At 71.3% G+C, this 13,326-nt stretch carries 10 protein-coding genes; 4 read left to right on the top strand and 6 right to left on the bottom strand.

Annotated features, from left to right (window positions below; all coding sequences use genetic code 11):
- Positions 1-97 precede the first annotated feature (97 nt).
- Positions 98-3,808, top strand: a complete 3,711-nt coding sequence (cobN, locus tag ABZ664_RS19415) for a cobaltochelatase subunit CobN (RefSeq protein ID WP_362511209.1) — start codon at positions 98-100, stop codon at positions 3,806-3,808.
- 122 nt (positions 3,809-3,930) lie between these two features.
- On the opposite strand, the gene ABZ664_RS19410 is transcribed toward cobN, so the two are convergent.
- The 3 genes from ABZ664_RS19410 to ABZ664_RS19400 all read right to left on the bottom strand — a co-directional run bounded on the left by ABZ664_RS19410 (position 3,931) and on the right by ABZ664_RS19400 (position 8,121).
- The gene (locus ABZ664_RS19410; protein ID WP_362511206.1) at positions 3,931-5,772 is read right to left on the bottom strand and encodes a glycoside hydrolase family 15 protein; all 1,842 of its coding nucleotides are present in this window, start codon (positions 5,770-5,772) and stop codon (positions 3,931-3,933) included.
- Positions 5,773-5,955: 183 nt separating this feature from the next.
- A complete protein-coding gene (locus ABZ664_RS19405) occupies positions 5,956-6,891 on the bottom strand; it encodes a siderophore-interacting protein (RefSeq protein WP_362511203.1) in 936 nt (311 codons plus the stop codon).
- A 192-nt stretch (positions 6,892-7,083) separates the two neighbouring features.
- On the bottom strand, positions 7,084-8,121 hold the full coding sequence (locus ABZ664_RS19400) for a CHAP domain-containing protein (RefSeq protein ID WP_362511200.1): 1,038 nt from the start codon (positions 8,119-8,121) through the stop codon (positions 7,084-7,086).
- 464 nt (positions 8,122-8,585) lie between these two features.
- Here ABZ664_RS19400 and ABZ664_RS19395 point away from each other — a divergent pair, with 464 nt between their 5' ends.
- Complete coding sequence (locus tag ABZ664_RS19395; protein ID WP_362511197.1) at positions 8,586-9,035, top strand: hypothetical protein; 450 nt, start codon at positions 8,586-8,588, stop codon at positions 9,033-9,035.
- A gap of 17 nt (positions 9,036-9,052) precedes the next feature.
- Here the strand turns inward: ABZ664_RS19395 and speB are convergent, their stop codons facing one another.
- A complete protein-coding gene (gene speB, locus ABZ664_RS19390) occupies positions 9,053-10,108 on the bottom strand; it encodes an agmatinase (protein ID WP_362511194.1) in 1,056 nt (351 codons plus the stop codon).
- A gap of 737 nt (positions 10,109-10,845) precedes the next feature.
- On the bottom strand, positions 10,846-11,013 hold the full coding sequence (locus tag ABZ664_RS19385) for a DUF3073 domain-containing protein (RefSeq protein WP_362511191.1): 168 nt from the start codon (positions 11,011-11,013) through the stop codon (positions 10,846-10,848).
- 296 nt (positions 11,014-11,309) lie between these two features.
- Between ABZ664_RS19385 and ABZ664_RS19380 the strand changes: the two genes are divergently transcribed.
- Both ABZ664_RS19380 and ABZ664_RS19375 read left to right on the top strand, forming a co-directional pair.
- Positions 11,310-11,504 (top strand): hypothetical protein, encoded by a 195-nt coding sequence (locus ABZ664_RS19380; protein ID WP_350946211.1) that lies wholly within the window; start codon positions 11,310-11,312, stop codon positions 11,502-11,504.
- 2 nt (positions 11,505-11,506) lie between these two features.
- Positions 11,507-11,842, top strand: a complete 336-nt coding sequence (locus tag ABZ664_RS19375) for a metalloregulator ArsR/SmtB family transcription factor (protein WP_350946379.1) — start codon at positions 11,507-11,509, stop codon at positions 11,840-11,842.
- 100 nt (positions 11,843-11,942) lie between these two features.
- Here the strand turns inward: ABZ664_RS19375 and ABZ664_RS19370 are convergent, their stop codons facing one another.
- The gene (locus tag ABZ664_RS19370) at positions 11,943-13,130 is read right to left on the bottom strand and encodes an FAD-dependent monooxygenase (protein ID WP_362511186.1); all 1,188 of its coding nucleotides are present in this window, start codon (positions 13,128-13,130) and stop codon (positions 11,943-11,945) included.
- Positions 13,131-13,326 lie beyond the last annotated feature (196 nt).

Here is a 13,326-nt window from a genome sequence, read left to right as displayed (position 1 = left end):
ATGGTGTGACACCGCCGTTCCTGCGTCACACCGCGACGTCGCGGCTCTCCCGCCGCATCGCGGCTCCCGCGGGCCGTACCGCCACTCCTCTCCCGGAGTGTGGCGCGTGATCCTGCTGCTCTCGACCTCCGACACCGACCTGCTGAGCGCCCGCGCGAGCGGCGCGGACTACCGGCTCGGCAACCCCGCCAGACTCGCCGCCGCCGACCTCCCGCCGCTGCTGGAGGGCGCCGACCTGGTCGTGGTCCGCCTGCTCGGCGGGCGCCGCGCCTGGGAGGAAGGGCTGGACGCCCTGCTCGCCGGACCTCGGCCCGTCGTCGTCCTCGGCGGCGAGCAGGCGCCGGACGCCGAGTTGATGGAGCTGTCCACCGTGCCCGGCGGGGTCTGCGCCGAGACGCACGCCTACCTCGCCCACGGCGGCCCGGCCAACCTGACCGAGCTGCATCACTTCCTGTCCGACACGCTGCTGCTCACCGGCCACGGGTTCGCCGCGCCCGAGCCCACCCCCACCTGGGGAACGCCGACGCGCGAGACGCGCGGCCAGGACGGACCCGTCGTCGGGGTGCTCTACTACCGGGCCCACCACGTGGCGGGGAACACCGCCTTCGTCGAGGCGCTCTGCTCGGCGATCGAGGACGCGGGCGCGCGGGCACTGCCGGTGTACTGCGCCTCGCTGCGCACCGCCGAACCCGGCCTGCTGGAGGTCCTGCGCACGGTGGACGCCCTGGTGGTGACCGTGCTCGCTGCGGGCGGCACCCGCCCGGCGACCGCGTCGGCGGGCGGGGACGACGAGGCCTGGGACGTCGGCGCGCTCGCCGAGCTGGACGTGCCGATCCTGCAGGGATTGTGCCTGACGAGCAGCCGGGCCTCCTGGGAGGAGAACGACGACGGCCTGTCCCCGCTGGACGCCGCCACCCAGGTCGCGATCCCCGAGTTCGACGGGCGGATCATCACTGTGCCGTTCTCCTTCAAGGAGATCGACGAGGACGGGCTCACCGTCTACGTGGCCGATCCCGAGCGGGCCTCGCGGGTGGCGGGCATCGCGGTGCGCCACGCCGCGCTGCGGCACATCCCGCCCGCCGAGCGGCGGCTGGTGCTGATGCTGTCGGCCTATCCCACCAAGCACGCGCGCATCGGCAACGCCGTCGGCCTGGACACCCCGGCCAGCCTGGTACGGCTGCTGGCCGCGCTCCGCGAGCGCGGTTACGACATCGGCGCCGAGGACGAGCTGCCCGGGGTGAGCGGGCAGGACGGCGACGCGCTCATTCACGCGCTGATCGCCGCGGGTGGGCAGGACCAGGACTGGCTCACCGAGGAGCAGCTCGCGGGAAACCCGGTGCGCATCGCGGCGAGCCGGTACGCCGAGTGGTACGCCACCCTCCCCGCGGACCTGCGCGCCCGGATGGAGGAGCACTGGGGCCCGGCGCCCGGCGAGCTGTTCGTGGACCGCTCGCACGATCCCGAGGGCGAGATCGTGCTGGCCGCGCTGCGTTCCGGCAACGTGGTGGTCATGGTGCAGCCGCCGCGCGGCTTCGGCGAGAATCCCATCGCGATCTATCACGATCCCGACCTGCCGCCCAGCCACCACTACCTGGCCGCCTACCGCTGGCTGGCCGACGGCTTCGGCGCGCACGCCGTGGTCCACGTGGGCAAGCACGGCAACCTGGAGTGGCTGCCCGGCAAGTCGGCGGGCCTGTCGGCCTCCTGCGGCCCGGACGCCGCGCTCGGCGACCTGCCGCTCGTCTACCCGTTCCTGGTGAACGACCCGGGCGAGGGCACCCAGGCCAAGCGCCGCGCCCACGCCACCCTGGTCGACCACCTCGTCCCGCCGATGGCCCGCGCCGACAGCTACGGGGACATGGCCAGGCTGGAGCAGCTCCTCGACGAGCACGCCTCCATCGCGGCGATGGACCCGGCCAAGCTGCCCGCGATCCGCGCCCAGATCTGGACGCTCATCCAGGCCGCGAGGCTCGACCACGACCTCGGGGTCACAGGCCGTCCCCACGACGCCGAGTTCGACGACTTCCTGCTGCACATCGACGGCTGGCTGTGCGAGGTCAAGGACGTTCAGATCCGCGACGGCCTGCATGTGCTGGGAGCCGCTCCCGAAGGGGAACCGCGCGTCGACCTGGTCCTGGCCATGCTCCGCGCCCGGCAGATGTGGGCGGGCGGCGAGGCGCTCGTCGGGTTGCGCGAGGCCCTGGGCCTGGCCGAGGACGGCAGCGCGGGACGGATCGGCGTCGACGACGCCGAGACCCTGGCCCGCGCCCTGGTCGAGGCGATGGAACACCGCGGCTGGGACCCGGCCGCGGCAGGGGAGGTGACCGCCGAGGTCCTGGGCCGGGCCGACGACACCGGCCACAACGACTCCAGCGCCTCGACGGGCTCGGCCGGAGTGACCGGTCGGGACGGCGGATCCGGGGCGTCCGTCGCGGCTGACGCACGCGGCGCGGACCTGGGGGAGGTGGAGCGGATCCTGCGGTTCGCCGCCGTCGAGGTCGTGCCCCGGCTGGCGCGCACCACCGACGAGATCGACGCGATCCTGCACGCCCTAGACGGCGGCTACGTGCCCGCCGGGCCGAGCGGTTCGCCGCTGCGCGGGCTGATCAACGTGCTCCCCACCGGCCGCAACTTCTACTCGGTCGACCCCAAGGCCGTGCCGAGCAGACTGGCGTGGGAGACCGGCCAGGCGATGGCCGACTCCCTGCTGGAGCGCTACCGCGCCGACACCGGTGACTGGCCGCGTTCGGTCGGGTTGTCGGTCTGGGGGACCAGCGCGATGCGCACCGCGGGCGACGACGTCGCCGAGGTGCTGGCGCTGCTGGGCGTGCGGCCGCTCTGGGACGAGGCCTCGCGCCGCGTCACCGGCCTGGAGCCGATCCCGGCCACCGAACTGGGCCGTCCGCGCGTGGACGTCACCATCCGGATCAGCGGCTTCTTCCGCGACGCCTTCCCGCACGTCGTGGCGATGCTGGACGACGCCGTACGGCTGGCGGCCGGGCTGGCCGAACCCGAGGAGATCAACTACGTGCGGGCGCACGTGCTCGCCGACCAGGCCGAGCACGGAGACGAGCGCAGAGCCACCATGCGCATCTTCGGCTCCCGGCCCGGGGCCTACGGCGCCGGGCTGCTGCCGCTGATCGACAGCCGCAACTGGCGCGACGACGCCGATCTGGCCGAGGTGTACGCGGTCTGGGGCGGCTTCGCCTACGGCAGGGGCGTCGACGGCGTTCCCGCCAGGCAGGACATGGAGACGGCCTACCGCAGGATCGCCGTGGCGGCCAAGAACGTCGACACCCGCGAGCACGACATCGCCGACTCCGACGACTACTTCCAGTATCACGGCGGCATGATCGCCACAGTCCGGGCGCTCACCGGCAAGGCCCCGGCGGCCTACATCGGTGACAGCACCAGGCCCGACGCGGTCCGCACCAGGACGCTCTCCGAGGAGACGTCCAGGATCTTCCGCGCCAGGGTGGTGAACCCCCGCTGGCTGGCCGCGATGCGCAGGCACGGCTACAAGGGGGCCTTCGAGCTGGCCGCCACCGTCGACTACCTGTTCGGCTACGACGCCACCACCGGCGTCGTCGCCGACTGGATGTACGACAAGCTGGCCGCGACCTACGTGCTGGACCCGGAGAACCAGGAGTTCATGGCCAGGTCCAACCCGTGGGCGCTGCACGGGATCGCCGAGCGGTTGCTGGAGGCGGCAGGGCGGGGCATGTGGGAGCATCCCGACCCCGCCGTCCTGCGCGATCTGCAGGAGGTCTACCTCAAGTCCGAGGGAGATCTGGAGGGCGGCGTCTGACCGGGGCGGCTCCGCGGTTTCACCGGGCTCCACGGGTTTCACCGTTTCGGCGATGTCCGGCGAGAACCCTTGGCGTGCCTCCCACACCCGGGGGCGTGGGAGGCACGCCAAGGGGGAGCGGCTCAGCCCAGGGCGTGGTCGAGGTTGAACGCGGCGCTGATCAGTGCGAGGTGGGTGAAGGCCTGCGGGAAGTTGCCGAGCTGCTCGCCGGTCCGCCCGATCTCCTCGGCGTACAGGCCGAGGTGGTTGGCGTAGGTGAGCATCTTCTCGAACGCGAGCCGTGCCTCGTCCAGGCGCCCGGCCCGGGTGAGCCCTTCGACGTACCAGAACGAGCAGATCGAGAACGTGCCCTCCTCGCCGCGCAGCCCGTCCGGGCTGACCTCGGGGTCGTAGCGGTAGACCAGCGAGTCGGACACCAGGTTCGCGCCGAGCGCGTCGAGGGTCGACAGCCATTTGGGGTCGGTGGGGGAGACGAACTTCGTCATCGGCATCATCAGCACCGAGGAGTCGAGGACGTCGTCGTCGAAGTGCTGGACGAACGCCCGCAGTTCCTCCGACCAGCCGCGCCGCATGATCTGCCGGTAGATCGCGTCGCGGGCCAGTTGCCAGCGGGGCGTGTCGGCGGGCAGCCCGCGGTGGGCGGCCATCCGCATGGCCCGTTCGATCGCCACCCAGCACATCAGCCGCGAGTAGACGAAGTCCTTGCGCCCGCCGCGCGTCTCCCACACGCCCTCGTCGGGCCGGTCCCAGTTGTCGCAGACCCAGTCCACCAGGATGTGGACGTCCTCCCAGAGGGCGCTGGATATCGGCCGGTGCCACTTGTCGTAGAGGTAGACCGAGTCGAGGAGGGCGCCGTAGATGTCCAGCTGGAGCTGGTCCACCGCGGCGTTCCCGACGCGCACCGGAGCCGAGCCCCGGTAGCCCTCCAGGTGGGCCAGCTCGATCTCGGGGAGCTCGGTGCGCCCGTCGACGCCGTACATGATCTGCAGAGGACCCGAGGGGCCGCCGTCGTCGTCGCGGCTGACGTGCCGTGACAGAAACCCCATGAAGGCCTCGGCCTCCTCGCCGAAGCCCAGCCGCAGCAGCGCGTACACGCAGAATGCCGAGTCGCGGATCCAGACGTACCTGTAGTCCCAGTTGCGCTCCCCGCCGATCTGCTCGGGCAGGCTGGTCGTCACGGCGGCCACGATCCCGCCGGTCGGCGCGTAGGTGAGGAGCTTCAGCGTGAGCGCGGACCGGTGCACCATCTCCCGCCACCGGCCCCGGTAGGTCGAGGAGGACAGCCAGCGGCGCCAGTACGCCACGGTCGCGGTGAACTCCTGCTCGGCCTCCTCGATCGGGCACGAGCGCGGCGCCACGTCGTCGCCGAACCTGTCGAGGGCGAACACCGCGCACTCGCCCTCGTCGAGCTCGAACTCCGAGCGCACGTCCTGGCCGTCCGCCTCCAGGACGGTGCTGGACGACAGGGCCAGCGACAGCGACGGCGACTCGAAGACCGCCCGGTCCTGGGACAGGCTCAGGACGTGCGGCTGCCTGCCGTAGTCGAAGCGCGGAGCCACCCGGGCGCGGAACGACAGCGACCCGCGCACGCATCTCACCCGCCGGATCAGCCGGTGCCGGGCGTCGTCGCACGTGCCGCCGACGATCGGCATGAAGTCCTGGACCTCGCCCACCCCGTCGGCGGCTGAGAAACGGGTGATCAGCACGTTGGTGTCGGGGAAGTAGAACTGCTTGGTGCTCGCCGGTGCCCGCGTGCCCAGTTCGAACGATCCGCCCCGGCTCGCGTCCAGGATCGAGCCGAACACGCTGGGCGCGTCGAAGCGGGGGCAGCAGTACCAGACGATGGTGCCGCCGGTGTCCACCAGCGCCGCGGTTCGCAGGTCGCCGATGAGTCCGTGGTCGGCGATGGGCCGGTATCCGCAGGCGCCCGCCGGGTCCTGACGGGCGGATTCCGCTGCCGTCATGCCGGCCTTCTCACGTCGCGAGCGGGGCACCTCACGCCCTCAAGTTACGTGGCCCGGACACCTGCCGGGGCCCCTCCGGCGTCAAGGAGTCGGCAGGTTTCGTGCGGGGGAGGGCAAAGGCGCCCCGGTGAGGGCCACGTCACCGGGCGCCGGTGTGCGTGACGGTATGTGGCAGGCCCCCGTTCAGGCGCTCTCCGAGCGTCCCAGCCGCCAGTAGCCCATGAAGGCCACCGAGGAGCGGTCGACGCCGACCTCCTGCACCAGGTGGCGGCGGAGCAGCTTGACCATGCCCGCCTCGCCGGCCAGCCAGGCGTACAGTCCGTCGCCCTTCGAGGACTCGGGGACCTCCCAGAGGATCTCCGCGTCGACGTCGACGTCCTCCAGCGGGTTCGCGGCGCCGGTGACGGCGCGCTCAGCGGTGAGCGCGCCCAGGGTGTCGCGTACGGCCGGGATGAGCAGGTCGCCGTGGCGGGCTCCCCTGCGGGGCAGCCAGGTGACCTTCACGCCCGGACGGACGTCGAGCCGGAGCGCGTCGGCGGCCTTGGGGATCTCCAGCAGCGCCGTGGTACGCACGGAGCCGGACAGCGACTCGACGATCGCGGCGATGGCGGGCACGGCCGTCTCGTCCCCGGCGAGCAGCAGGTGCGACGCCCCGGCGGGCGGGGCCCACTCCTGGCCGCCGGTGGGGCCGGGGTGTGCGGCGTTGGGGCCGACCACCACGACCCGGTCGCCGGGGGAGGCATGGGTCGCCCACCGGGAGGCGGGGCCGGTCTCGCCGTGCAGGACGAAGTCGACGTCGAGTTCGCGCAGGTCGGGCCGCACGGCGCGAACGGTGTAGGTGCGGATCGGGTTGCGCAGCTCGTCGGGGAGTGCCCGCCACCGCTGGTACCAGTCGGCGCCCTCGCCCAGGGGGGTGATGCTGCCGTCGGGCAGCGGGAGGATCACCTTGATCCGCTGGTCGAAACCGTTGTCGGCGAAGCCGGCCAGATCCTCGCCGCCGAAGGTGACCCGGACGAAGCTCGGGCTGAGCCGCTCCGTCCGCAGGACCGCCACCTGGTGGCCGCGATAGGCCGGGACCTCCGCCGCGCGCTCAAGGGTCTGCTCGCCGCCCGCTGTCATCGTGCCGCCTTCGCCGAGGGAATACCGTCCTCAGCAACTTAGCTTTGCCTAACCTTATTGGGCAACCCGTCGTGACCCGGAGCATGCCCATCCGATGCTGTCTGAGCCTGTTCGATCCCTTTCATTCCTGCAGGTGCCTGCGCGTGCCCAGGTGATCCTGTCGGGCTTCGCCCGTTGGCCGAGGAGGATCGGTCACGCGGCCCGCGCCTCCTCACCCTCGTGTGCCTCCAGCGTGCCGCGCCGCGGCCTCCCCTCCGGGCCCGGCCCGGCGATCCGGGTGCCGACGCGGCCGAAGACGCCGTCGGCGCGTTCGGGCAGGCTCGCACGGTACGGCTCGTACGCCCAGCTCGGCCTGCTCACCCGGATCGTCCCGCGGATCCGGGGCGCGTCATCCGGCCGGTCGTCCGGATGGGACACCACGGTCGAAGGGAGCGCCTTCCAGTCCGGAGGTGTCTGCGCGAGAGGGAGTGTCTCGGTGACCGGAGGCATCATGCCGATCCACGGATCGGCGTGTTCCCCCCGCCCGTTCCTCCTGCGGTGCCGCCCCGCCGGGACGCGGGAGGCGCGAAGACGCAGCCGGGACAGGACGAACGTCGTACCGAGGATGAAGACGAGCAGTCCGGCGATCGCGGCGGTCTCCATGGAGACGGGAGACGTTCCAGGCGTTTCCGCAGGGGTGGTCGCGCCGGGGGCGGGCGCGGGACGGACCTCGATCCGCCCGGCCACCTGCGGAACGGTGCCGTCCTCACCCGAGATGGCCGTCAGTTTCTCCTTGACCTTGCGGGGCAGGCCGTAGCCGACGACCTTGCCCTGGTCGCGGGTCTTACGCTTCAGCCAGACCCGGTCGACGTTTCCCTCGATGGTGTGGATCGTTCCACCGTTCACGCTTTCCACGATGCCGACGTGGTCGATCCCCTTGATGTCCTTGCCACCCGACCAGTCGAAGAAGACCAGGGCCCCCGGCTCCGGCGTCCGCGTCCACGCGCCGTGGTTCTCGAACCAGCGGGCCTGCGAAGGGGTCCAGGCGAACTGCCCCACGTACTCCTGCACACCCGCCTTCTCCGCCGCCCAGGCGATGAACATCGCGCACCAGGGGGCCGTCCTGTACTGCGGGTCCTGGGCCACGTTGACCGCGTACCACTCGCCGAACTTGCTGTGCTGGCCCGGCCCCTCCCGGTACCCGAGTTCGGGCTTGATGGTCCTGAGCAGATCGTCACCGATCGGATCCATGGCTGTGAGCCACCCCGTCCACTCTCCTCCACCCTTCAGAGAAGGGGGCGCCGTCCGACAAAACTGGACTGTATGCGCAGAAAAATTGAGAAGTAGGGCTATTTGTGGAAAAAGCCGAGCTGAGAGGCTGTGTCATACCGGATCCGGTGAAAAGCGGGAAACGCGTCGCCGCAGCACGTACCATCGTCTGGCCGTCCGCCCCGGTCCCGGCGCGACACCACAGCCCGATGTCCGGCGACGGGTGAGGTCCGGGACGTCGGCGGCTCTCTCTCACTTTCCGGGCATATCTCGACTCACCCCGCGCTCACCGGTCACACCGGTACGCGTCCCGCCTATCAGAGTCCATCGGGTCGAATAGCATGTGATCGCACGTGCGCGGCATGCGTGGGTGCCGGCGCCGAGACCTTCCCCCTTTTCCTCCCGGTCCGGTGACACTGGAGACGCGAAGGCGGAATGGGTTTTCCATGTTCGACGACAAGACGCAGGAGACCCTCCGCCGCCTCCTGGACCTCGCCGAGCACCCCGCGACCCCGCAGGCCGAGCGCGCCCTGGCCGTCGCGCGGGTCCGTGCCCTCATCATGGTGCCCGAGGGCGACGCCCGCCGGGCACCGGTCACCCCGGCGATGGAGGCGGGAATCCTCAGCAGGGTCAGGCCGCTCGCCCACCGGGTCGACGAGGACCTGGTGAACGAGATACACGGAGACCTCTACGCCTTCAGCACCCGCTACCGGGTGATCGGTGAACTCGCCGAGGAGATCGCCCTCCTGCTGGAGCGCTGGAGCGCCGTCGTCCCGCAGAAGCGTCACCGCCACGAGGAGGCCGTCAGGACCGCGGTCTCGAAGCTCGTCTACCTGCTGGAACGCCGAGACCTGTTCCGCAGGCCCAGATGGGGCAACCGCCCGAGGACCAGATAGGCATCTGGGCGGGCGAGTCAGCGGTCCTGCCCGCCCGGCCGGTCGGCCCCGCGGTCCGGGCGCTCGGCGAGCAGTGGCAGCAGCGGGTTCCAGACGGTCCCGTCCCGGGCGTCGCGCCGCCGCCGCGCGATGGCGCTCAACGCCTCAAGGACCACGCGGTTGGCCAGCGCGGCGGTGATGTCGGCGTGGTCGTAGGGCGGACTGACCTCCACGACGTCGACGCCGACGACCGGCAGCTCCAGGCAGATGCGCCGTACGGAGTCCAGGAGCTGGCGCGCGGTGATGCCACCTGGCTCCGGGGTTCCCGTGCCAGGGGCGTGACCCGGATCGCACACGTCGATGTCGACAGACAGGAAGACGCCGTCACACTCGTCGACGGCGATGGCGAAGGCCTCGGTCAGGCACTCGTCCAGGCCGCGGTGCACGATCTCGGTCATCTCGTACGAGCGCATCGCCCGTTCGGCCATCCAGTCCAGCGTCTCCGGCGGCGGCCAGTAGCCGCGCAGGCCAACCTGCAGGAAGCGGTCGCCGCGCAGCGCCCCCGACTCGATGAGCCTGCGCATCGGCTGCCCGTGGCCCCACAGCGAGCCGAACTCGATGTCGCCGGTGTCCGCGTGGGCATCAAAGTGGATCATCGAGATCCGGCCGTGCCCGAGGACGTTGGCCACTCCCTTGGCGTCGGGGAAGGCGATCGAGTGGTCACCGCCCAGGATCACCGGGATGGCCCCCGAGCGGGCGACCTTCTCGACGGCGGACTCCAGGGCGGCCAGTGACGTCGAGATGTCGCCCGGTGGCATCTCGACGTCACCCGCGTCCAGGACGCGCAGGTCGCGCAGGCCGTCGGTGCGCAGCGCCAGGCTGGGGCGCGCCCCGTCGTGCGGCAGGTAGTCGGTCATCCGGATCGCCTGTGGTCCGAAGCGCGCGCCGGGCCGGTGTGAGGTGCCGCCGTCGAACGGCGCGCCCACGATCACGACGTCGGCGCCCGCGTAGCTCGCGGGATCGTCCAGCGAGCACCGTTCTACGCCGAGGAAGGTGATGTCAGGCCCGAACTGGGGTCCGTAGCGGTTCGTCACTGTTCCTCCGGCGGGAAGGTTCCGGCCCGCGCGTGCCGCGGTCCGTGGCCGCCGGGTACGGCTCGCGAGGTGGCTCCGGCCACCCAGCAGGAGATCGTCATGGGGAACTCCACCCGCTCATGTCCATCGGACCAGTCAGCATAACCGGACAAGTCAGGACATGCGTTAACCGTGCTGTCTGTCCAGAGGGCTCCGGCGATCCCGGGCGAGAGGCCGAAAGGCATGCTGAGGCGCGGTGGCGCGGTGGCGCGGTGAAGGCGGGAGGTGAATGGTGGCCGTGACCCGGGGAGACTTTCCGCCCACGCGAGGCACGACCTCGCGCGATCCGGCGATTCGTCCCGGGGCCACGGCGTGTGAACTGGCAGATCCCGGATGCACGGCGAGGAAGGGAAGCCGGTCACCGAGAGATGAATGGGACCCGCCAGAGCTCTCCGTCGACGCGCTGACCGGGAGTGCGACCGCGACGCTGCGGTACGCACAACCGTGACGGTAAGCAGCCCTGGGCGGGTGCCTCAATGATGTTGCCGGATGTTGCGCGGAATCCGCCCCGGCGCGGCGGACACCGCCTCGGGGGTTCACCGCCGATCGATATGTTCCTCGGGCGGCTCACGGCCGCTCGATACGCCGAAAAGAACCCTCACGACGGAGCCGCCAGGCCAGGGGGCGGACTCCGTCGGTGTCATGGCGGCCGGGCGGGGCCAGTCGGGGGCAGTCGGGGGCAGGGCCCGTCCGCGGTGTCACCTGCCGGTGGGCTCGCCGGTGGGGTCGTCGGCCTCGCTCTCCGGCGCGGGATCGTCGCCGGCGCCAAGCTCCTTGCGCAACCGGTCAAGATCCATGTTGTGGCTGCTGTACTTCAGCTCACGGGCAACCTTCGTCTGCTTAGCCTTGGCTCGGCCCCGTCCCATTGGCTGTACTCCCTCGCGCAGGCCGTGCTCGGCCCCTCGTCACTGTCGCATCGCCGGCTGGCGCGCTCTGACGCCGCAGGTCAGCCTGCGGTAGCCGTACCAAGTATCCCGCTTCGCGGTCGATCCGTCATCGATCGGGCTCGAACCGGCCGCGGGCCCTGGTTGAAAACGGCCTTCGCCATCATAGCCAACGTCATTACGATTTGAAGAATTGTGCAATTTGCCACATCATGAGGAACGGTGTGCCGATAAAACCAGACGCCGGGGAGTGACTTGATCCACGGGAGATGGGGGACATGAGCGAGTTCGCGGCGGAGCTACGGGCACGCATCGCCGATGTCGACGGCGAGCTGGAGCTCATGCGCCAGGCCTTCGACGACCACGCGATCGAGGTCCTGTCCGGGCGCCTGGAGAACCTGTTGCGCATCGCCGACCAGCACGGCGTCGACGTACGACACGCCGGTGGCGGGCCTGCCGCCGGGGCTGCCTGATCATGCCGGTGCCGCTGCACCAGGCCAAGGCCGAATTCTTCCGTACCCTCGGCCATCCGGTCCGCATCCAGGTCCTGGAGCTCCTCCAGGACGGCCCCCGGCCGGTGCGGGACCTTCTGAGCGCCATCGACGTCGAGGCCTCCAACCTCTCCCAGCAACTCGCCGTGCTGCGCCGCGCGGGAGTCGTGACCGCCACCAGGGACGGCGCCACCGTCGTCTACGCCCTGTCCACCAGGGACCTGGCCGACCTGATGTCCGTGGCGCGATCGATCCTGGCCGAGGTTCTCGCCGAGCAGGGCGAACTGCTCGCCGAGCTGCGTGCCGAGGCCGGCAGATGAACGGGGCCCCGCCGGAGCGCGGCGGCGAGCCTCGCCGAGGCTTCGCCTACGGGTGAGCCCGCCTGTCAGGCCCGCCGTGTCCGCGGCCGGGATCACCGTTTCAGTCCGCCACGGCGGTCTCGGGGTCATGGCCGTAAAGCCAGGCGCTCTGCCGGAGCGGAGTGCTGGCGGCCAGGGCCGCGTCGCGTTCCAGCTGGGCGGGCCCGTCGGGCAGATGGTTCAGCACCTCGCGGCCCCGGCTCATCAGCTGCACCTGCGAGGCCCGGGGCCTGCGGATCCTCTCGTAGCGGGCCAGCGCCTCCGCCGCCGTCTCACGGGTGGCCTCGCGCAGGCAGATCGCGAGCACCACCGCGTCCTCGACCGCCTGGGCGGCGCCCTGACCGAGGAAGGGCAGCATCGAGTGGGCGGCGTCCCCCAGCAGGGTCACCCGCCCCGACGTCCAGCGTTCCAGGGGAGAGCGGTCATACAGGGCCCAGCGCTTGGTCTCGGTGGCCGCGGCGATCAGCCCTCTCAGCCGAGGGTCCCAGGTCTCGAACTCGCCCCTCAGGTCCTCAAGCCGCCCGTCGGCCGTCCACGACTCGACGCGCCACTCGCCCGCAGGCACGATCGCGACGACGTTGATCAGCTTTCTGTCCCTGATGGGATAGTGGACGAAGTGGCGCCCCGGCCCCAGCCAGAGTGTCTGCACCCGGCGCACCGCCAGCTCAGGGGCCCGCTCGGCGTCGATGAGGCACCGGTAGGCGCAGAGCCCGGAGAAGCGCGGGGGCTCCTCGTCGACGATCGTGGGCCGGACCGCCGAGTGGATGCCGTCGGCGCCGATCACCGCGTCGGCGACCACCGTCGCCCTCGCGCCTGTGGCCGTGCCGAAGGTCAGCTCGACCCCGTCGGGGGCCTGCCGTAGCACCTCCAGTCGCCGATCGGTCCTGATGACGTCCTCGGGCAGCGCCCTCAACAGCATGTCGAGCAGGTCGGCGCGGTGCGCGACGTAGAAGTCGCTGCCGTACAGCCGCCGGCACTCCTCGCCCATCGTCTGGGAGGCCAGCACCCGGCCGTCCTCCCAGCGCCTCAACTCCCAGGCGGCATCCATGGGGACGGCGAAGGAGGCCAGCCGCTCGCCGAGCCCGGCCCGCACCAGAGGGCGGACCATGTTGGGGCTCACTCCGATCCCCGCTCCCACCTCGCGCAGCTCGGCGGCCTGCTCGTACACGACGGCCTCGACACCGGCCTGCCGCAGGAGCAGGGCGGCGGTCAACCCGCCGAGACCTCCGCCGACAATGGCGACCTTCACTCAGGGGCTCCTCTCGTCGGATGGCGTCTCACCCCGAGGTACCGCTGTGCTCCCGGGGCGGCGTCCCGATGCTCCCGGCGATGTGAACCGCGGCGACTTCGAACGCGTCCGTACGGCACTCCCGGCTCACCCGGAGATCTTCGTCCATTCCATCCCGATCCGGTAGGGGGAAGGAGCTGTCGATCATGGCGAGGCG

It is taken from the genome of Streptosporangium sp. NPDC006930 (genome assembly GCF_040635605.1).
Lineage (GTDB): Bacteria > Actinomycetota > Actinomycetes > Streptosporangiales > Streptosporangiaceae > Streptosporangium.
The sequence above is the reverse complement of the archived record's forward strand: the minus strand, read 5'-3'. Positions and strand labels throughout refer to the sequence as shown.

Bases quoted from the DNA above. Each gene is read 5' to 3' on its own strand.
- ABZ664_RS19400 (WP_362511200.1), bottom strand. From the start codon at position 8,121: ATGGATCCGATCGGTGACGATCTGCTCAGGACCATCAAGCCCGAACTC.
- ABZ664_RS19405 (WP_362511203.1), bottom strand. From the start codon at position 6,891: ATGACAGCGGGCGGCGAGCAGACCCTTGAGCGCGCGGCGGAGGTCCCG.
- ABZ664_RS19385 (WP_362511191.1), bottom strand. From the start codon at position 11,013: ATGGGACGGGGCCGAGCCAAGGCTAAGCAGACGAAGGTTGCCCGTGAG.
- ABZ664_RS19410 (WP_362511206.1), bottom strand. From the start codon at position 5,772: ATGACGGCAGCGGAATCCGCCCGTCAGGACCCGGCGGGCGCCTGCGGA.
- ABZ664_RS19395 (WP_362511197.1), top strand. From the start codon at position 8,586: ATGTTCGACGACAAGACGCAGGAGACCCTCCGCCGCCTCCTGGACCTC.
- ABZ664_RS19380 (WP_350946211.1), top strand. From the start codon at position 11,310: ATGAGCGAGTTCGCGGCGGAGCTACGGGCACGCATCGCCGATGTCGAC.
- ABZ664_RS19375 (WP_350946379.1), top strand. From the start codon at position 11,507: ATGCCGGTGCCGCTGCACCAGGCCAAGGCCGAATTCTTCCGTACCCTC.